Annotated in this window: 16 protein-coding genes; 10 read left to right on the top strand and 6 right to left on the bottom strand. The window is 61.5% G+C overall.

What is annotated here, in order from left to right; genetic code table 11:
* Positions 1–18: 18 nt before the first annotated feature.
* The 3 genes from QF043_RS02270 to QF043_RS02280 all read right to left on the bottom strand — a co-directional run bounded on the left by QF043_RS02270 (position 19) and on the right by QF043_RS02280 (position 2,481).
* Complete coding sequence (locus QF043_RS02270) at positions 19–1,005, bottom strand: alpha/beta hydrolase (protein ID WP_307417369.1); 987 nt, start codon at positions 1,003–1,005, stop codon at positions 19–21.
* Entirely contained in the window at positions 1,006–1,893 is an 888-nt protein-coding gene (locus QF043_RS02275; protein WP_236369548.1) for a neutral zinc metallopeptidase, read from the bottom strand. It lies immediately after the preceding gene.
* A gap of 171 nt (positions 1,894–2,064) precedes the next feature.
* Entirely contained in the window at positions 2,065–2,481 is a 417-nt protein-coding gene (locus QF043_RS02280; RefSeq protein ID WP_236460090.1) for a membrane lipoprotein lipid attachment site-containing protein, read from the bottom strand.
* Between the two features lie 199 nt (positions 2,482–2,680).
* On the opposite strand from QF043_RS02280, the gene QF043_RS02285 reads away from it, so the two are divergent.
* Positions 2,681–3,559 (top strand): DMT family transporter, encoded by an 879-nt coding sequence (locus QF043_RS02285; RefSeq protein ID WP_017139333.1) that lies wholly within the window; start codon positions 2,681–2,683, stop codon positions 3,557–3,559.
* 1 nt (position 3,560) lies between these two features.
* Here the strand turns inward: QF043_RS02285 and QF043_RS02290 are convergent, their stop codons facing one another.
* Positions 3,561–4,895, bottom strand: a complete 1,335-nt coding sequence (locus tag QF043_RS02290) for an MFS transporter (protein ID WP_056862008.1) — start codon at positions 4,893–4,895, stop codon at positions 3,561–3,563.
* Between the two features lie 210 nt (positions 4,896–5,105).
* Here QF043_RS02290 and quiC point away from each other — a divergent pair, with 210 nt between their 5' ends.
* On the top strand, positions 5,106–7,007 hold the full coding sequence (gene quiC, locus QF043_RS02295; RefSeq protein ID WP_307417370.1) for a 3-dehydroshikimate dehydratase QuiC: 1,902 nt from the start codon (positions 5,106–5,108) through the stop codon (positions 7,005–7,007).
* A gap of 80 nt (positions 7,008–7,087) precedes the next feature.
* On the top strand, positions 7,088–7,753 hold the full coding sequence (locus QF043_RS02300; RefSeq protein ID WP_056862012.1) for a TetR/AcrR family transcriptional regulator: 666 nt from the start codon (positions 7,088–7,090) through the stop codon (positions 7,751–7,753).
* A 184-nt stretch (positions 7,754–7,937) separates the two neighbouring features.
* On the opposite strand, the gene QF043_RS02305 is transcribed toward QF043_RS02300, so the two are convergent.
* Together QF043_RS02305 and aroQ are read right to left on the bottom strand one after the other, a co-directional pair.
* Positions 7,938–8,786, bottom strand: coding sequence for a shikimate dehydrogenase (locus tag QF043_RS02305; protein ID WP_307417371.1), 849 nt, complete (start codon positions 8,784–8,786; stop codon positions 7,938–7,940).
* On the bottom strand, positions 8,783–9,232 hold the full coding sequence (gene aroQ / locus QF043_RS02310; RefSeq protein ID WP_056858207.1) for a type II 3-dehydroquinate dehydratase: 450 nt from the start codon (positions 9,230–9,232) through the stop codon (positions 8,783–8,785). Before aroQ ends, QF043_RS02305 begins: the two co-directional genes overlap by 4 nt.
* A 207-nt stretch (positions 9,233–9,439) precedes the next feature.
* Between aroQ and QF043_RS02315 the strand changes: the two genes are divergently transcribed.
* From QF043_RS02315 to QF043_RS02345, 7 genes are all read left to right on the top strand, one after another.
* The gene (locus QF043_RS02315; RefSeq protein ID WP_138813742.1) at positions 9,440–9,961 is read left to right on the top strand and encodes an RNA polymerase sigma factor; all 522 of its coding nucleotides are present in this window, start codon (positions 9,440–9,442) and stop codon (positions 9,959–9,961) included.
* Between the two features lie 63 nt (positions 9,962–10,024).
* A complete protein-coding gene (locus QF043_RS02320) occupies positions 10,025–11,023 on the top strand; it encodes a FecR family protein (protein WP_307417373.1) in 999 nt (332 codons plus the stop codon).
* A 176-nt stretch (positions 11,024–11,199) separates the two neighbouring features.
* Positions 11,200–13,950: a TonB-dependent receptor gene (locus QF043_RS02325; protein ID WP_307417374.1), complete on the top strand. Its 2,751-nt coding sequence runs from the start codon at positions 11,200–11,202 to the stop codon at positions 13,948–13,950.
* A 103-nt stretch (positions 13,951–14,053) separates the two neighbouring features.
* Positions 14,054–14,671: a heme acquisition protein HasA gene (locus QF043_RS02330; RefSeq protein ID WP_305455887.1), complete on the top strand. Its 618-nt coding sequence runs from the start codon at positions 14,054–14,056 to the stop codon at positions 14,669–14,671.
* Between the two features lie 171 nt (positions 14,672–14,842).
* Entirely contained in the window at positions 14,843–16,579 is a 1,737-nt protein-coding gene (locus QF043_RS02335) for a type I secretion system permease/ATPase (RefSeq protein ID WP_307417375.1), read from the top strand.
* Positions 16,576–17,886: an HlyD family type I secretion periplasmic adaptor subunit gene (locus tag QF043_RS02340; protein ID WP_307417376.1), complete on the top strand. Its 1,311-nt coding sequence runs from the start codon at positions 16,576–16,578 to the stop codon at positions 17,884–17,886. The genes QF043_RS02335 and QF043_RS02340 overlap by 4 nt, the downstream gene beginning before the upstream one ends.
* Positions 17,883–19,199 (top strand): TolC family outer membrane protein, encoded by a 1,317-nt coding sequence (locus tag QF043_RS02345; protein ID WP_307417377.1) that lies wholly within the window; start codon positions 17,883–17,885, stop codon positions 19,197–19,199. Before QF043_RS02340 ends, QF043_RS02345 begins: the two co-directional genes overlap by 4 nt.
* Positions 19,200–19,330 lie beyond the last annotated feature (131 nt).

The following is a 19,330-nucleotide window of genomic DNA, read 5'->3' on the forward strand; positions in this document are numbered from 1 at the left end:
GCTCCCACATTTTTGATCCTATTTCCCGAACAGCACCTTCTCGCCTTCAGGCGACGTAAATATCTTATCGCCGTCGTGCCCAACCCCAGGCACTTCCACCAGCTTCTGTGTCAGCTGCGGATGGCGCTGCTTGAGGTAGTCAAAATAGTTATGCCCACGAATCAGGCGATAAGCGCCCTGGGTTTCGGCTTCGCAGCTTTTATCCAGCGCCGGGTGGTTGGGGTCGGTGTCTTGCTGGCCCAGCAGGTAGGTGATGTTGCGTGACACGTAAACCTGCTCCAACTGCTGCGCGCTCTGGCCCTTGGCGTACTCCGGCAGGTTTTGCATGCCGTACTTCCAGTCGTTGAAGCCTGGGCAACTGGCCATATCAAACTTCACCGGGCGTAGCGGGGTGAAGTAGGCGTAGGACGATGGGTTAGCCACCACGTAACGCAGGCTGATGCCCTCGGTTTGCAGCATCGGGTGGTCGTGGCCGGTGAGGGCGAAGCGCTGCACCACCTGGCCGCCGCCGGAATGGCCGGCTACCACGATTTCTTTCAAGGCCGGGAACAGCTTGCGGTTGCCCAAGTGCTTGATGATCTGGTCGAGGGCGCCGTAGGAGCTGACCTGGCCTGGGCCGGTCGACGGGTCGCCGGCCATCCAGTCGTTGTGGTTCCAGCGCAGCACTTGGCTGTCGAGAGGGTTGCGCTGGGTATCCAACTCATTCAAAAACTGCGGTGCGATCACCAGGGTATTGGCGGCAACGCCTGCGTGCTGGGCGGCATCTTCGCCGCTTTGCAGGTAGGTCTGCGCATTGCGCAGGCGACCGTGCACGATGATCAACGCGCGGGTGACGTTGGGCAGCGGCTGGCTCCAGTCCTGGCTCAAACCCAGGCTCAAGGCGCCAGCATCCAGTTGGAAACGATCGGGGCTGACCACCTTGACGCCATGTTCTTTCTCGGCGGCCCAGGTGGTGGTGGAACACATCGCTAATGCGCTAAGCAGCAATCCCAATCGTTTATTCATTTAAAGACTCTTGGCTGTAAAGGTGTCGCATTGAGAGATCTGGCCCTCTGCGAAGCCGGTCTTGAACCAGCGAACCCGCTGTGCCGAGGTGCCGTGGGTAAACGAGTCCGGCACTACGCGCCCTTGACCCTGTTGCTGCAAACGGTCATCGCCGATGGCGTTGGCCGCATTCAGTGCGGCTTCAATATCGCCGGGCTCCAGCCAGTTCAGGCGTTTTTGCGCACGGTTGGCCCACACGCCGGCGAAACAGTCGGCTTGCAGTTCCTGGCGTACCAGTAAACCGCCGTCACCTTCCATCTGCCGACCTTGCTGGCGTGCGGCCTGGATCTTGGCCGAGATGCCCAGCAGCGTTTGCACGTGGTGCCCGACTTCGTGGGCGATCACATACGCCTGGGCGAACTCGCCTGAAGCCTTGAAGCGTTGCGACATCTCCCGGAAGAAGTCCAGGTCCAGATACACTTGCTGGTCAGCCGGGCAATAGAACGGGCCGCTGGCCGAGGTGGCACCACCGCAGGCGGAATTGACCCGGCCACGGAACAGAATCAGTTTCGGGTTCTTGTAGGCCAACCCGTTTTCCTTGAACACCTGGCCCCAAGTGTCTTCCGTGTCGCCCAGCACGGCGCGCACGAAATCGGCCTGCTGGTCGTTGGCCGGCGGCGCCTGGCGCGCCTGCGTACTCGCCGGGGGCGCCTGCTCCATTTGGCCGCTTAGCTGGCCGAGGATCTGCATCGGGTCCTGGCCGGTCAGCCAGCCAATGCCGACGATCAGCACGATCGCCGTGAGGCTCAGGCCTTTGCCGCCACCAAAGCGCATACCGCCACCGCCGCCGCCACTGTCATCGCGGGCGTCCACCACGTTGTCGCTGCGTCGGCCTTTTTTCCATAGCATTGGTGCAGTCCTCTCGTTAAGCCTGTGCTCTTTATTTTAAGAGCAGTGTTGTCGGTGCAGGGGCATGGCGCCAGCCCGGCTGTCTGACAAGCAACGAGAGCTGCCTAGTATCGCTGCTGTCAGGCCGTGTCGGCAGGGGCGCCAGATGAAAGTTATGTCAGGTTTGCCACCTCAGTCGCGGCAGTAGCCTTCGCCGGTGTCGACGATCAGGCAGTCTTTTTTATCTGCCAGCCATTTAAGGCCCGTGGCTTCACCGTCGCCGGCGCTCAACTGTTGCGGGCCGTCCGGGCGGGTGAAACTGATGCCGTCTTCATTGGCTTCGCCTTTGAATGTGCCGGCGTCGTCGGCATCAAGGCCGTATTTCATGGTAAGCAGGTAGTGGCCACGGCCGATGCTGTCGTCCTTGGCGATGGTCAGGTTCAGGCCTTCGACGCCGATCCATTTGCCGACCCATTTATCGGTCGGTGGGGTTGCCGGCACCAGCGTGGCTTGCACGGAAGCGGGGGCGGGCTTTGGGGCCTCCTTGGGTTCCTTGTTACACGCGGTGAGCAGGGCAAGGGCAGAAAGAACAAAGAGTGTTTTTTTCATAGCGACATGGCCTTGGTTAAAAAGGGTGCAACGCGACGGTGAACGTGCAGCGTTGGACTCGAAACCCGTGATTTAGTGCGCTGTTCGCACGGTGTTTGGTTATGCTCTTGGGGCAGACTTCGGCCCGGCTGCTAGATTACCGGGTTGAGTGCTACCGCGTTCAGTGCTCAGCGTTCAGCCCACCATGCAAGAGAATTCAATGACTGTCAGCACACCTCTTTCCGGCGTCAACCATCCTTTCAAAGGCATCCTGCTGATTGTGCTGGCGACGTTTCTGTTCTCCAGCCACGACGCCCTGTCCAAATACCTGGCCGGGTTTTACCCGATTGTAATGGTGGTGTGGGCGCGTTACCTGGTGCACACCTTGCTGATGGCCGGGATTTTCCTGCCGCAATCCGGCTTGCGGGTGCTGCGCAGCAAACGGCCGGGCATGCAGGTGGTGCGGGCGTTGTGCCTGTTGGGCACGAGTCTGTTTTTTACTGCGGCGCTGCATTACATCCCGTTGGCGGAAGCCACGGCGGTGAACTTCCTGGCGCCGATCCTGGTGACGGCGCTGTCGGTGCCTTTGCTCGGTGAGCACGTCACGCGTGGCCAATGGCTGGCGGTGATCTGCGGGTTTGTCGGTGTGTTGATCATCATCCACCCCGGCGGCGAGTTGTTCACGCCTGCGGTGTTGCTGCCGCTGTGTTCGGCGATGTTCTTCTGTTTCTACCAATTGCTCACGCGCATCCTCAGCCAATACGACACACCGACCACCAGCAACTTCTTCGCCGGGCTGTGCAATACCTTGGTGATGAGTGCGCTGGTGCCGTTCTTCTGGCAGGTCCCGACGCTGTGGCATGCCTGCCTGATGCTGGCGCTGGGCACCTGCGGCATGACGGCGCACTTGATGTTGACCCAGGCGTTCCGCTTCGCGGCGCCAGCCTTGCTGGCACCGTTCGGCTATTGCCAGATCGTGTTTGCGGGGTTGTTGGGTTGGCTGGTGTTCAGCCATACCCCCGACGTGACCACGGTGGTCGGCATCGGGGTGATCTGCATGAGCGGGCTGGCCGCTGCCTGGCAGCAGCGGCGGCGGTGAGTTACACGTCGACTGTGGGAATCTTGCGCGGCGCCATGAAGTACATCCAGGTCAGCGCAATGAAATACATCGCCGGGATCAGAGTGAACAACACGGTGTAGTTGTTGTTGGTCACAGTAAGGATGTGCCCGACGATCTGGGTCATGAACATCCCGCCGATGGCCGCGCACATGCCGCCGAAACCGAACACCGTGCTCATCATGTGCTTGGGCGTGTAGTCCATCACCAGGCTCCAGATGTTGGCGGTCCAGGCCTGGTGCGCGCCGATCGCCAGGGAGATGGCGAACACGGCAACCCACAATTGGCTGGAACCGGCGGCCATGATCACGCCAACGATGCAGCAGGCAAACAGCAGCATCGACAACAGCCGCGCCTTGATCGCATTCATCCCGCGGCCGATCAGGAATGACGACAGGATCCCGCCACCCACGCTGCCGAAGTCGGCGGTGAGGTAAATGATGATCAGCGGAATGCCCATCTGGGTCACGTTGATGCCCAGGTTGTATTGCTGGTTCAGGAACGGCGGCAGCCAATACAGGTAGAACCAGAACACCGGCGCGGTCATGGCGTAGGCGAGGGCGAAGGCCCAGGTGCCGCGCATGCGCAGGATGCGGCTGAACGGCACGCTCGGTTGCTCGGGTTCGGCTTCCTGTTGCACGTAGTCCAGTTCGGATTGTTTGGCCGTAGGGTGGTCTTCCGGGTTGTAGTACTTCAACCCCCAGAACACCAGCCAGATTGCGCCGAGTGCCGACATGCACAGGAACGCCGCCTGCCAGCCCCACACGTGCAGGATCAACGGCAGCAGCATTGGGGTCATCATCGCGCCGACGTTGGTGCCGGCGTTGAAGATGCCGGTGGCCACTGCGCGCTCACCGGCCGGGAACCACAAGCGTGTGGTCTTGACGCAGGCCGGGTAGTTGGCGGCTTCCGTCAGCCCGAGAATAAAGCGGCAGACCATAAAGCCCACCGCCGAGGTGGCCAGGCCGTGGGCACCGGTGGCCAGGCTCCACAGCAGCACGGCGCAGAAGAACACGCGCTTGACGCCCACGCGGTCGATCAGCCGGCCTTGCAGCACAAAACCGATGGCATAACCGACCTGGAACCAGAAGTTGATGTTGGCGTAGTCCATCGCCGTCCAGCTCATCTCTTTGGCCAGGATCGGTTGCATCACGCCCAGGGCGGCGCGGTCGATGTAGTTAAGGGTGGTGGCGAAGAACACCAGGGCCAGCATGCCCCAGCGCGTTTTACCCACGGCCATGGCGCCACGGATCTTGTCGCCGATGCCGGCGTGCGGGTTGCCCGGGCGCGCGGCCAGAGCGGAGTTTTGCGAAGGCATGAGGTCGTACCCGTTTTTGAAATTTTTATGGTGTGTTCTGGGTCTTGGTGCAGGTTCGATGGTGCGCAGCGGTTAAAAAGTCGTCAATTCGCCAACAGGGCATAGTGTTCGGTAATCGCACAAAAAACTAACCGGTTCGTACATTTTAATTGCTGCGTGTAGGCTAGGGGCCAATAATTTGCTGCAAATAACAACTCCGGGAGTCGCCCCATGCAACGTTCCATTGCCACCGTTTCCTTGAGCGGCACCCTGCCGGAAAAGCTCGAAGCCATCGCCGCTGCCGGGTTTGACGGGGTGGAGATCTTCGAGAACGACCTGTTGTATTACGACGGCAGCCCGCGGGAAGTTAGGCAGATGTGTGCCGACCTGGGCATTGCCATCACCTTGTTCCAGCCGTTCCGCGACTTTGAAGGATGCCGCCGCGACCGCCTGGCGCGCAACCTGGAACGCGCCGAACGCAAATTCGATTTGATGCAGGAGCTGGGCACCGACCTGGTGCTGGTGTGCAGCAATGCCTCGGCAGATTGCGTGGGCGATGAACGCATTTTGCTCGATGACCTCAGCTTGCTGGCCGAGCACGCCGGCCGCCGTGGTTTGCGCATTGGTTATGAAGCACTGGCCTGGGGCAAGCATGTGAACACCTGGCAGCAGGTGTGGAACCTGGTGCGCCAGGTCGATCACCCAAGCCTGGGCGTGTTGCTCGACAGCTTCCATACCTTGTCGCTCAAGGGCGACCCGAGCGGCATTGCCGACATTCCCGGCGACAAAATCTTCTTTGTGCAAATGGCCGACGCGCCGATCCTGGCCATGGATGTGCTGGAGTGGAGCCGGCATTTCCGCTGTTTCCCAGGGCAGGGCGAATTTGACCTGGCAGGCTTTCTCGCGCCGATCATTAAAAGTGGCTACACCGGACCCTTGTCCCTGGAGATTTTCAACGACGGTTTCCGCGCTGCGCCGACCCGCGCGAATGCGGCGGATGGCTTGCGTTCGCTGCTGTACCTGGAAGAGAAAACCCGTGAACGCCTCAAGCAGGAGGCGCCGGCCCAGCCCGTCGAGATTCTGTTTGATACCCCGGCGGCCAGCGAATACAACGGCATCGAATTCCTTGAATTTGCCGTGGATGAAAGCCTCGGCGCCAAGCTGACCCACTGGCTGGAGCGCCTGGGGTTCGTCAAGGCTGGGCAGCACCGTTCCAAGAGCGTGAGCCTGCTGCGCCAGGGGGATATCAACCTGATTCTCAACTGTGAGCCCTATTCGTTTGCCCACAACTTTTTCGAAGCCCACGGCCCGTCGTTGTGCGCCACGGCGATTCGGGTCAAGGACAGCGCCAAAGCGCTGGAGCGGGCAGTGGCCTACAAAGGCCAGCCGTATCGCGGGCTGGTCGGGCCTAACGAGCTGGAGCTGGCGGCCGTACGTGCGCCAGATGGCAGCCTGATTTATCTGGTGGACCCTGCCGAGGGTGCGCTGTACGACACCGACTTCAACTTGCAAGCGGCAACGGCGTCCAGCGGCGGTTTGCTGCGCATCGACCATATGGCCATGGCCTTGCCGGCCGACAGCCTCGACAGTTGGGTGCTGTTCTATAAGAGCCTGCTGGATTTCGAAGCCGATGACGAAGTGGTGTTGCCCGACCCGTATGGCCTGGTGAAAAGCCGAGCGTTGCGCAGCCGGTGCAGCTCGATCCGCTTGCCGCTGAATATTTCCGAGAACCGCAACACGGCGATTTCCCACGCGCTGTCGAGCTATCGTGGTTCGGGCGTGCACCACATTGCTTTTGACTGCGCGGATATTTTCGCGGAGGTCAGCCGGGCCAAAGCGGCCGGCGTGCCGTTACTGGATATCCCGCTCAACTACTACGACGACCTGGCCGCACGGTTTGATTTCGACGATGAGTTCCTCAGCGAACTGGCGTACTACAACGTGCTGTACGACCGTGATGCTCAGGGCGGTGAGTTGTTTCACGTGTACACCGAGGCGTTTGAAGGGCGGTTTTTCTTCGAGATCATCCAGCGCAAGAACGGCTACGCCGGGTATGGCGCGGCCAATGTGGCGGTGCGCCTGGCAGCGATGGCCAAATCGCGCAGCGGCGCGGCACGTCAGGCGCGTTTATAACGGCCGGCCAGGTGCTTCCTTCGGGAAGCGCCTCGGCCCATAATCGCCGCTTGCACAACAAAAATGGCCGTGAGCGCACCATGACCCTGACCCCCGACCTCTCCGCTGTGTCAGACACACCGCGCAAGAGTCGCAAGAACAACCCGGAAAAGACCCGCGAAAACATCCTGCAGGAAGCCATCGTCGAGTTTGTTCAGCAGGGCCTGTCCGGCGCGCGCGTGGATGCGATCGCCGAGCGTATCCACACCTCCAAACGTATGATCTATTACTACTTCGGCAGCAAGGAGCAGTTGTACGTCGAGGTGCTGGAAAAACTCTACGGCGACATCCGCAACACCGAAACCCGCATGAACCTCACGGCCCTGGAACCGCGTGAAGCGATCCGTCGGCTGGTGGAGTTCACCTTTGATCACCACGACCAGAACGTGGATTTCGTGCGCATCGTCAGCATCGAAAATATCCACAACGCGGAATACGTGAAGCGCTCGGATTCGATCAAGGCGATGAACAGCAACATCCTCGAAGCGCTGGGCGCCACATTGCGGCGGGGTGCCGAGATGGGGGTGTTTCGCGAGGGGCTGGAGCCGCTGGATGTGCACCTGCTGATCAACTCATTTAGCTTTTACCGGGTGTCCAACCGCCATACGTTCAGTGAGATTTTTCAGATCGAGCTGTCGGATGAGGCGATTAAACAGCGGCATCGGGAGATGATTTGTGAGTCGGTGATGCGGTACTTGCAGGCTTGAACCCACCCGACTCCCACTCTGGAATGCAATCAGTGTGGGGCCTGGCGTGTTGTGGCGAGCAAGCTTGCTTGCGCTGGGGTGCGAAGCGCCCCCAAAAAAGCGAGAGACTGCTGCGCAGTCAGCGCGAGCAAGCTTGCTCGCCACAACAAGCCAGCTCCCAGCTTTTTTGATTCGGTTTCGGCAGTCAGCTATTCATGCTCTGAAAGTGCGCCAGCATTCGCTGCGCATCCGGCGTTTGGCCACTGAACAACTCAAACGCCTTCACCGCTTGAAACACCGCCATATTGCCGCCGTCCAGCGTGCGACAACCCAGGGCGCGGGCGTCGCGCAGCAGTTGGGTTTCCAGTGGGAAATAGACGATTTCCGCAACCCATAGTTCGGCTCGCAACAGCGCCGGCGGCACCGGCGTGCCAGGCAGCTTGGCCATGCCCATGGGCGTGGTGTTCACCAGGCCATCCGCCTCGGCCATCGCGTTTTCCAGGTGGTTGCCAACCTGGGCGCGACCGGCACCAAAGCGCTGCGCAAGGTTATCCACCAGGTCGCGAGCGCGGGCCATGTCCACATCAAAAATACTCAAGTGCTGCACGCCTTCGGCCAGCAACGCATGGGCCACTGCTGCGCCCGCACCGCCGGCGCCCATCTGTACCACCCGTGCTCGCGCGACATCGTGCAAGTTGCGCCGGAAACCTTCGGCAAACCCCAGGCAATCCGTGTTGTGGCCAATGCGCTTGCCATCTTTGAACACCACGGTGTTGACGGCGCCAATGCCTCGCGCCTCGTCAGACAACTCATCGAGCAGCGCCAGCACTGCCTGCTTGCACGGGTAGGTAATGTTCAAGCCGGTAAAGTGCATCAACTCGGCCGCGTCCAGCAGGTCGGGCAGGGCGTTGATATTCAGTTGCAGGGCTTCCAGGTCGATCAACTGGTACAGGTAGCGCAGGCCTTGGGCGTCGCCTTCCTGTTCATGCAGGGCGGGCGTGCGGGAGGCTTGGATGCCGGCGCCGATCAGGCCGGCGAGGATGCGCGGTTTCATCGGGCGGATCCTTTGAGGCTGTGGCTGAAGTGTTCCAGCGCCAGGTGGTAACCATGGCTGCCGAAGCCTGCAAGCACCGCCTTGGCAATGGGCGATACAAACGAGTGGTGCCTGAACGCCTCGCGCGCATGCACATTGGATAAATGCACTTCAATCACCGGCACTTCACTGGCCACCAGTGCGTCGCGAATCGCTACGGAGGTGTGGGTCCAGGCCGCCGGGTTGATCACGATACCGGCGCAACGGGCGCGGGCACCGTGGATCCAGTCGAGCAGTTCACCTTCGTGGTTGGTCTGGCGAAATTCGATTTTCAACCCGAGGTTTTCCGCGCTGCGACCGCACAGTGCGGCGATGTCGGCCAGGGTTTCATGCCCGTAGGTGGCAGGCTCGCGGGTGCCGAGCAGGTTGAGGTTGGGGCCGTTGAGCACCAGCACGATGGGCGGCATAAAGGGTATCTCCACACTTCTTATTGGTTGTGCGGATAAAATGTACTGGATGGTTAATTTGGTCAATTGAAGGCGGCTGATGTGTTCGATTATCGAACGCTTATTCAGAGACACCCGAACACCGAATCAGATTAGATATCAATTGAAAATCATTCTCGACAACGCTTAAGATGCCCGCCTGTTTCCTTAACATTCCAGGGAGTCGGTTTGTCGGACGTGGATCTCAAGGGCCTGTTTCTCAAGCACGCCGATACCCTGCGCGGTTATCTGGCGCGCAAGGTACGGGACCCGCAGTTGGCCGCGGACCTGGTGCAGGAGAGCTTCCTGCGCCTGGCGGAAAAACCGGCCGGCGAGCGCATCGACAATTCCCAGGGCTATCTCTATCGAACGGCAAGCAATCTGCTGATCGACCATATTCGCCAGGAAGCGCGGCGCAAGACAGATTCCGTGCCCCACGAGGCGTTGGCCGAGATTGAAGATGACGTGGCCGGGTTGGAGGCGCAGGCAATGGCGCAGCAACAGCGACAGGCTTTGAAGCAGGCACTGGCGGAGTTGCCGGAACGCACCCAGCAGGTTTTCCGTCTGAACCGCATCGAAGGCATGACCCACGCCCAGGTTGCCCGGCACCTGGACATCTCCGACAGCTCCGTGCAAAAGCACCTGGCCAAGGCCTTGGCCTATGTGATGCAGCGCTTGCAGGACGGTGAGGTGAAGCCATCCGACGAATGAATTACCGAAACGGCCCGCGTCAGACGTCACAGCGTTTACATAACGAAAATTCGAGATTCACACGTGAATAGCCAGGGTCCGCAACAGCACAGCATTACCGAGGCGGCTGCCGACTGGGCGGTGCGCCTGCACGCGGGTGCCCTGACCGAACAGGAGCAGGCCGAGCTGCGCCATTGGATCGCCTGCGACAGCCGCCATGAAGCGGCGCTGCGGTTCGCCGAGCAGACGTGGGCAGCCTTGGGCGACGTGCATAAGGATGAACCCGTGCACCGTCAGCGCCCGCCTTCGGCAGCGTTGCCGGTGCGTCGGCCCACGCGGCGCAGGGCGTGGCAACGTGCGGCCGCCGTCGCACTGGTGGTAGTGGCGGCCGGCGTGGGTTGGCTGCGCGGGCCGGATGCATTGCTGCGTTTGCAGGCTGACTATGTGACCCAAAAGGGCGAAATCCGCACTTTGCACCTGGCCGATGGCAGCACGGTGGAGCTGGATTCGGCCAGTGCGATCCGCCTGGACTATGACAGCGTGCAGCGGCGCATCAGCCTGATCCAGGGTTCAGCGATTTTCGACGTGGCACCGATGAAAGGCGAGGAAACCCGACCGTTCGTGGTGCAAAGCGCCGGGGCGCAGACCCGTGCATTGGGCACGCGGTTTGTGGTCGAGCGCGAGGGTGAGCGCCAGGCCTGGGTGGGCGTGTTGCAGCACAGCGTCGAAGTCGCGCTGCAAGCCGTACCGAAACAAGGTGCGGGCGAGCGCGTGCTCAAGGAAGGCCAGGCGGCGCGTTACAGCGCGCAGGACGGCGTGGTGCCCTTGGATCAATTCGATGTGGCGCGCGCCACCAGTTGGCGACGCGGCGTGCTGATCTTCGACCGGCTGCCCTTGGCCAAAGTCATCGAGCAACTGAACCGCTATCGCCCTGGCCGCGTGGTGTTGACCAACGCCGCCCTGGGCGATCGCGAAGTCAGCGGTGTGTTCCGTCTCGACATGCTCGACACCGCCCTGGCTACCTTGACCCAGGAACTCCAAGTGCAACGCTTGGACCTGGCAGGCCTGAGCCTGATCTATTGATAGCCCGGCGGGAGGCCCCTCCCGCCGCTCGCCAAAGCCCCTTTTTGAAAGCCCTTAAAAAGCCCCTGTCTGAAAAACTTTCAAAAAAGTCTTACTGACTTCCAGCGCCTCGCTCGTCTTGCTAGGTGAGAAGCATTCGCATAAACAAAAATACGCTTAGCGCAGGGAAATCAAACATGTCAGCACTCACCAAGGGGCGCATCACCGGTAGCCGGTTAGCCCTGGCCATCCACTTGGGCCTGTTCGCTGCAGTGGCGCCCGTGTACGCCGCGCAGCCTCAAGCCGGCGCGGCCCAGCCTGTGGTGTTGATGTTTGATATCCCTGCGCAATCCCTGGGCAGTGCGGTGCTGGCGTTCGCCGATCAGGCAGGTTTGCAGGTGTTGTTCGACAGCCAACGCCTGCAAGGCTTGAGCAGCACGGCGCTCAAAGGCAGCTTCAGTGTGCAGGAAGGCCTTGGCCGTTTGCTCGGCGGCGCGCCGGTGGAATACCGCTTTACCGGCGAGCGCCAGGTCACCCTCAACCGCGTGGCGGCCGAACATGAAGGCGCCATGACGGTCGGCACCACCACCATCACCGGCAACACCAACGGCCAGCCCGGCGACTGGGTGTACCAGAGCCCAAAGTCCGTGGCCGTCATCAGCCGTGACATGATCGACAAACGCCCGCCCCGTCACGCCGCCGACATGCTCGAAGAAACCGCTGGCGTGTACACCGCCGTCAACCAGCGTGACCCCGGCCTGTCGGTGAACATTCGCGGCGTGCAGGACTACGGCCGCGTGAACATGAACATCGACGGCATGCGCCAGAACTTCAACGTCAATGGCCACCAGCAGCGTAACGGCACGATGCTGATCGACCCGGAATTCATCTCCAGCATCCAGATCGACAAGGGCAGCCAGTCGGGGCAGGGCGGTGCGGCGGTGTTGGGCGGGATCGCCTCGTTCAAGACGCTGGAGGCCAGTGAGTTTCTCAAGGACGGCAAAGAGATCGGCGGACGTTTTCGCGCCGGCAGCGGCATGGGTGAATTGGGCAATGGCACCTACTTCAATGGCAGCGGCGTGTTTGCCTTTGGTGACGAGCGCGGTGATGTGTTGCTGGGCTACAGCGAGCGGCATTTCGGCAACTACCGCGCCGGGACCCACAACGATCACAAGCTGGGCACCAACCTGCGCGCGCGCAAATATGCACCGGCAGCCTTTGATGATTGGTTGAACAGCGAAGTCGGGGACATGGGCAGCGTCACCCGCTCGCAGATCGCCAAGTTCGGTCTCAACTTGCCCAACGACCAGCGCGTGCAACTGAGCTACCTGGAAAGCGACAGCGACAGCAACGATGCCTGGGCCTACATCACCGATGACCTGCAGAGCGTCGACTACCGCCGCGTCAGCAAAAACAACCTGAATGCCAAGAACTTTGCGCTGGACTACAGCTACACGCCGGATAACCCGCTGATCGATCTGAAGGCCAAGGTCTATTACGTCACGACCCAGCTGGATCGTGCCAATTCGCCCAACCTGTCGACGCCGGGCACGGGTAACTACGTCGGTGCCTACAGCGATCACTTCGAGACGGATACCTGGGGGCTGCAGGGCGACAACACTTCGCGTTTTGACTTCGGCGAGCGCGGGCATCTGAGCTGGAACTACGGCGTGGAGCTGTATCAGGACGAGTTCAAACCACGCACCAACAAGGTTGAAGCCGTCAACAACCTTGGCCTGCTGCCCTATGCCGAAGGCAGTACGCCGAGTGGCAAGCGCACCATCGCCAGCCTGTTCAACAACCTGCAATACGAATACGGCGACTGGCTGACCCTGGACGCAGGCTTGCGTTACGACCGTTATCGGCTGGAAGGCCAGACCGGCTTGACCCTGTATCGGCGTGATCGATTCTTCAGCAGCCTGGTGGGCGCCAAGCGGGTGTCGGAGGTGTTCGATGTGGACCGTGAAGAAGGGCAGTTCTCGCCGACCTTCGGCATCGCGGTCAAGCCCGGCGTGGACTGGCTGCAACTCTATACCCGTTGGGGCAAAGGCTGGCGCCCGCCGGCCGTTACCGAAACCTTCATGACGGGCCGCCCCCACGGTGGCGGTTCCGGGGAGCGCGTGTTTCCCAACCCGTACCTCAAGCCTGAAGAGTCGCGGGATTGGGAAGTGGGCATGAACGTCTTCAAAGAGGGGCTGCTGTTCAGTGATGACCGCCTGGGCATGAAGGTGGCGTACTTCGATACCCGCATTGAGAACTTCTCCTTCCTCAACACCAGCGTCAGCCTGCCGGAAACCCAGTCCGGCGGGTTTCTGGGGACCATGGCCTACGTCAACAACACCAACCCGACGCGCTTTCGCGGGGTGGAGTACCAACTCAATTACGACATGGGCCGGGCATACGCCAACCTCAGTTACACCCACATGATTGGCAGCAATGAGTTCTGCTCCAAGAACTATTACATGGGCGGCGCCAAGACCACCGGGCCGCGCACCACGCGCCTGGAGCGTTTCACGCTGCCGAACGGGCGCATCGGCATACGCCCGGTCACCACCTATGAAGTGCTGGACGACGACGTCGCCAACAACCAGGAAAGCTGCGGGCGAATCATGGGCAACGCCACGTATATGCCCGCCGATCGCGGCTCGCTGACGCTGGGTGCGCGTTTCCTCGACAAGCGCCTGGATACAGGTGTGCGCGTGCGCTACAGCTCGGGCAATGGCGAAAACCTCAATCAGCAGGGCTACGAGCTGATGGACCAGGCGATGTGGCCTCAATACACGCTCTACGACCTGTACGCCAGTTACTGGATGACCGATCACTTGAACATTGCGCTGGCATTGGAAAACGCCACCGATGAAGCCTATTTCGTCGCCATGGGCGACGCCAACAACCTCAGCCTGGCGCGGGGGCGAACCCTGAGCGGGATGTTGGAATACAAATTCTGATCGGTGTGCTGATGCACCTGATCAATGGTTTTGCCCAAGTGTGGGCAAAAAAGTGCGCCGCACCGGCGTGCTCATCTAAAACGTTGTTTAACGAGGTTTAGCGATGACTATTTCTGTTAGCTACGATTCGGGCCTGGGTTCACTGTCGGTCTCCGACTACTTGAGTTCTTGGGCTGTGGGCTTCAATACGGCCGGTCATGGCACCGGCAACACCGGTGGCTTCAGCAACGGCTCCCTCAGTGGTGACCAGTATTCGACCCACGGCGCCAGCAACTCCGAATACGCCTTTATCGCCGACAGCAACACCAGCAACGGCCTGCACTATGTGTTCAACCCGTCGCTGCCTGCCGGCAACAACCTGAACCACTACCTGTGGGGCAACCTCGATAACGTGCAACTGGGCACCGGCCTGGGCGGCGGCAGTGGCAGCGACTTCACCCTTAATGATTTCAAAGTTGCGTTCAACGGCCTCGACCTGAGCGCTGCCGAAGGCGCCGGTCGCGTGGGCAACGAAGTTCAGAGCGTGATCTACGGCCTGATGCAGGGCAACACCGCCGCGCTGGAAAGCGTGCTCAACAACCTGCTGGACGACTTCGGCCTGTCCACGGCCTCGACCTTCGACCAACTGGCCGCTGCCGGGCTGGGTCACGCCGCACCGTCGGCCGACGTCGCCCTGGTCGGCGTGCAAGACGTGGCGCAGGACTGGGCACTCGCTGCCTGACGCTGCTGCATAAAAAAAGCGAAGGGGAGATCACTCTGCCCTTCGCCGCATGACACACCGCCGTCGCCAAGCCTTCTAACTCTTCAGCGACAGCGGTGCCAAATTCTGCGCAGCGCCGTATCGCCTGTCAACGCGGCGGCGCTGCCCGCTTAACCCCACGAGAATCCCCAGATGCGCCACGCCGGCAACGAAACCCTGGCTGCTCTCACGGCCTATAAAAGTGGCTTCTTCAACATCGGCCTGTTCTCGGCGGTGATCAACCTGCTGATGCTGGCCCCGGCGCTCTACATGCTGCAGGTGTACGACCGGGTGCTGGCCTCGGGTAACCAGATGACCCTGTTGATGCTGACGCTGATGATCCTCGGCCTGTTCGGCCTGATGGGCGCGTTGGAATGGGTGCGCAGCCAGGTGGTGATCCGCCTCGGCACGCAAATGGACATGCGCTTGAACCAGCGCGTGTACGATGCCGCGTTCGAAGCACAACTCAAGGGCGGCACCCAGGCGGCGGGCCAGGCGTTGAACGACCTGACCACGCTGCGCCAGTTCGCCACTGGGCAGGCGTTGTTCGCGTTTTTTGATGCGCCGTGGTTTCCGGTGTACCTGCTGGTGATCTTCCTTTTTCACCCCTGGCTCGGCCTGTTGGCGCTGGGCGGTGCGCTGGTGCTGATCGCGCTGGCCTGGGTCAACCACCATGTCACCCAGGCACCGATGGCCCAGGCCAGCCAACTGTCCATCAGCGCCAGCCAACAGGCCACGGCCAATTTGCGCAATGCGCAAACCATCGAAGCCATGGGCATGCTCGCCACCTTGCGCGACCGTTGGTTCACCCAGCACCAGGCGTTTCTGGCGCAGCAGAACCTGGCCAGTGAAAAGACCGCTGCTGTCACCGCCTGGTCCAAGGGCGTGCGTCTGGCTTTGCAGTCGCTGGTGTTGGGGGTGGGCGCCTTGCTGGCGGTGCAGGGGGATATCACGCCGGGAATGATGATCGCCGGCTCCATCTTGATGGGCCGCGTGCTCAGCCCCATCGACCAGTTGATTGGCGTGTGGAAACAATGGGGTTCGGCGCGCCTGGCATTCGAACGCTTATCGCAGATGCTGGCGGACAACCCGGCCCGGCCAGCCCGCATGAGCTTGCCGGTGCCCAAGGGCCAACTGAGCGTCGAGCAGGTCAGCGCCTGCGCGCCGGGCAACCGTCGTCCGGCCGTCAGCAACCTGGGCTTCAGCCTGCCGGCGGGTGAAGTGTTGGGCGTGATTGGCCCGTCGGGTTGCGGCAAATCCACCCTGGCCCGCGTGCTGGTCGGTGCCTGGGCACCGTTGGCCGGTAAAGTGCGCCTGGACGGCGCCGACCTGGCCCAGTGGGACAAACAGCAACTCGGCCCGCACATCGGTTACTTGCCCCAGGATATCCAGCTGTTTGCCGGCAGCATCGCGCAAAACATCGCGCGTTTTGCCGACGTGGACGCGGACAAGGTACTCGCCGCCGCGCAAATGGCCGGCGTGCATGACTTGATCCTGCAACTGCCCCAGGGCTACGACACGCAACTGGGCGAGGGCGGTGCCGGTTTGTCCGGCGGCCAGAAGCAGCGCGTGGCCCTGGCGCGCGCGTTGTACGGCCTGCCCGCGCTGATCGTGCTGGATGAACCCAACGCCAACCTTGATGAAGCCGGTGAACAGGCCTTGCTCCAGGCCATCGCCCAGCTCAAGCAGCAGCGCCGCACGGTCATTCTGATTACCCATAAAGCCAACGTGCTGTCCCTGACCGACCAGTTGCTGATTCTCAAGGACGGCCAGTTGCAAGCGTTCGGCCCCACGGCGCGCGTGTTGGAAGCCCGCCAGAAACCCGCGCCGGCCAAGCCGGTGTCGACCTTGAGCATGAGTTACCGCCTCGGTGAAGGAAAACAGGCATGAGCCAAGTCAAACCCGTACCGAATAATGTGCTGGCGCTGGATGACAAGAAGTACTCGCGCCTGGGTTGGCTGCTGGTACTTGGTGGTTTTGCCGGGTTTCTTGGCTGGGCGGCATTGGCGCCGTTGGACAAGGGCGTAGCGGTGTCCGGCAAAGTGATGGTCTCGGGCCATCGCAAGACCGTGCAGCACCCCAGCGGCGGTATTGTCGAGCGCATCGAGGTGCGCGATGGCGATGTGGTCGAGGCCGGCCAGGTGCTGTTGCGCTTGAAAGAAACGCCACTGCGCGGGCAGATGCAATCGTTGCGCAGCCAGTATTGGGCGTCGCTGGCCAGTGAGGCGCGCTTGAGTGCCGAAAGCGAGGGGCTGCCAACCATCGACTTCGGCGCCGAATTGCTCAGCGAGCCTGACGCGGCCAGCCTGCTGAATTTACAGCGGCAGTTGTTCAGCAGCCGCGCTCAGGCGCTGGCCACCGAGCAGCAAGGCTTGCGCGAAACCATCGCCGGGGCCGAGGCGCAGTTGCGCGGCACCCGCGATTCCCAGGCCAGTAAAGTCCAGCAACGGGCGGCGCTCAACGAGCAATTGCAAGGCCTGCGCGAATTGGCGCGCGATGGCTATATCCCGCGTAATCGCCTGCTCGACAGCGAGCGCCTGTACGCGCAGATCGACGGCACCATTGCCGAGGATTTCGGCCGCATCGGCCAACTGCAACGCCAGGTGCTCGAATTGCGTTTGCGCATTCGCCAACTGGGCGAAGATTTCCAGAAAGACCTGCGCGGCCAGTTGGCCGACACCCGCACCCGCAGTGATGACTTGCGCAATCGCCTGGCGTCGGCTGAGTTCGAGCTGGCCAACAGCCTGGTGCGCGCGCCCGCTGCCGGTGTGGTGGTGGGGCTCGATGTGTACACCGAAGGCGGCGTGATCAAGCCCGGCCAGGTGCTGATGGACATCGTGCCTCAAGGCGAGCCGTTGCTGGTGGAAGCGCGCGTGCCAGTGCAGATGGTCGACAAGGTACACCCAGGCTTGCCGGTGGAACTGTTGTTCTCGGCGTTCAACCAGGCCACCACGCCGCGGGTGGCCGGTGAGGTGACGCTGGTGTCGGCCGACCGCCAGGTGGATGAACGTACCGATGAGCCGTACTACACGCTGCGTGCTCAGGTCAGCGCGGCCGGTATGCAGCAACTGGATGGCGTGCAGATCCGGCCGGGCATGCCGGTGGAAACCTTCGTCAAAACCGGTGAGCGTTCGATGCTCAACTACCTGTTCAAGCCGCTGCTCGATCGCACGCACATGGCGCTGGTGGAAGAATGAAGGCGCTGCTGTTTACCCTGTGTTTGAGTTGTGCGCCGGCCGCGCAGGCCTTGGGTTTGCTGGAGGCTTACGATTTGGCCCTGCGTAATGATCCGACCTTTCAGGCCGCGATCCAGGAGCGTGAGGCCGGTGAGGAGAACCGCGTGATTGGCCGGGCGGCGTTGCTGCCGAACCTGTCCTGGAGTTACAACAATTCGCGCAATGAATCCGAAGTCACCCAGAACCGCACCACCAGCGACCGCGACTATCGCAGCTACGCTTCGACCTTGACCCTGCAACAACCGCTGCTCGATTACGAAGCCTACGCACGGTTTCGCCAGGGCACCGCCCAGGCGCTGATGGCCGATGAGCGCTTTCGCAGCAAAAGCCAGGAACTGGCTGTGCGGGTACTGGGCGCCTACAGCCAGGCGCTGCTGGCCCAGGAGCGCATCGAGTTGAGCCGCGCGCAGAAGCGCGCGTTTGCCGAGCGCCTGCAACTCAATGAACGCCTGCTTAAAGGCGGCGAGGGCACGCGTACCGATGTGCTGGAAACCCAGGCGCGGCTGAGCCTGGCCCAGGCTGAAGAGCTTGAATCGCAGGATGCCCAGGACAGCGCCTTGCGTGAATTGGAAGCCATCGTGGGTCAGCCGTTGCAGATCGAAGCGCTGGCACCGCTGGCGCGCCAGTTCGAGATTGCGCCCCTGGAACCGAACCGTTTTGAGGCATGGCGTGAAATGGCCATGGTCAACAATCCTGAGCTGAAGTCTGCGCATCACGCGCTGGACGTGGCGTCCTATGAAGTCGAGCGTAAGCGCGCCGGGCACTTGCCCAAGGTCAGCCTGTACGCCAGCAGCCGCAAGACCAGCTCCGATTCGGAAAGCAGCTACAACCAGAAGTACGATACCAACAGCGTCGGCATCCAGGTCAGCCTGCCGTTGTTTGCCGGTGGCTCGGTCTCGGCCTCCACACGCCAGGCGGCCAGCCAATTGTCCCAGGCTCAATATGAACTGGACGCGCAAACCGCCAATACCCTGTTGGAGCTGCGCAAGCAGTTCAACCTCAACACCAGCGGCGCGGCGAAAGTACGTGCCTACGAGATGGCCGTCAGCTCGGCTACAGCCTTGGTCAGCGCGACCCAGAAGAGTGTGGCTGGCGGTGAGCGGGTCAACCTCGACGTGCTCGACGCCGAACAACAACTGTTCACCGCCCGCCGCGACCTGGCAAACGCACGGCATGCGTATTTGCTGGCGCGGATTCAGTTGAAGTATTACGCAGGGTTGCTGAGCGAGCAGGACTTGCGGGCGTTGGCAGGGTATTTCCAGCCGTCGGCATGAGTGGTTACAACCCCGCATTCGCGGGGTTGTTCGTCGTTACTAATCTGTGAAACAGCTTCGCAAGGATGGAGCCGGTTGTCGGGTGCCACGGAAAAATTGTTACCTGACGGAAAATAACCTAACGGATGGGT

This window comes from Pseudomonas sp. W3I7 (assembly GCF_030816095.1).
Classification (GTDB): domain Bacteria; phylum Pseudomonadota; class Gammaproteobacteria; order Pseudomonadales; family Pseudomonadaceae; genus Aquipseudomonas; species Aquipseudomonas salomonii.

Coding starts and splice junctions, on each gene's coding strand:
- QF043_RS02270 (WP_307417369.1), bottom strand. CDS start 1,005: ATGAATAAACGATTGGGATTGCTGCTTAGCGCATTAGCGATGTGTTCC.
- QF043_RS02275 (WP_236369548.1), bottom strand. CDS start 1,893: ATGCTATGGAAAAAAGGCCGACGCAGCGACAACGTGGTGGACGCCCGC.
- QF043_RS02280 (WP_236460090.1), bottom strand. CDS start 2,481: ATGAAAAAAACACTCTTTGTTCTTTCTGCCCTTGCCCTGCTCACCGCG.
- QF043_RS02285 (WP_017139333.1), top strand. CDS start 2,681: ATGACTGTCAGCACACCTCTTTCCGGCGTCAACCATCCTTTCAAAGGC.
- QF043_RS02290 (WP_056862008.1), bottom strand. CDS start 4,895: ATGCCTTCGCAAAACTCCGCTCTGGCCGCGCGCCCGGGCAACCCGCAC.
- quiC (WP_307417370.1), top strand. CDS start 5,106: ATGCAACGTTCCATTGCCACCGTTTCCTTGAGCGGCACCCTGCCGGAA.
- QF043_RS02300 (WP_056862012.1), top strand. CDS start 7,088: ATGACCCTGACCCCCGACCTCTCCGCTGTGTCAGACACACCGCGCAAG.
- QF043_RS02305 (WP_307417371.1), bottom strand. CDS start 8,786: ATGAAACCGCGCATCCTCGCCGGCCTGATCGGCGCCGGCATCCAAGCC.
- aroQ (WP_056858207.1), bottom strand. CDS start 9,232: ATGCCGCCCATCGTGCTGGTGCTCAACGGCCCCAACCTCAACCTGCTC.
- QF043_RS02325 (WP_307417374.1), top strand. CDS start 11,200: ATGTCAGCACTCACCAAGGGGCGCATCACCGGTAGCCGGTTAGCCCTG.
- QF043_RS02330 (WP_305455887.1), top strand. CDS start 14,054: ATGACTATTTCTGTTAGCTACGATTCGGGCCTGGGTTCACTGTCGGTC.
- QF043_RS02335 (WP_307417375.1), top strand. CDS start 14,843: ATGCGCCACGCCGGCAACGAAACCCTGGCTGCTCTCACGGCCTATAAA.
- QF043_RS02340 (WP_307417376.1), top strand. CDS start 16,576: ATGAGCCAAGTCAAACCCGTACCGAATAATGTGCTGGCGCTGGATGAC.
- QF043_RS02345 (WP_307417377.1), top strand. CDS start 17,883: ATGAAGGCGCTGCTGTTTACCCTGTGTTTGAGTTGTGCGCCGGCCGCG.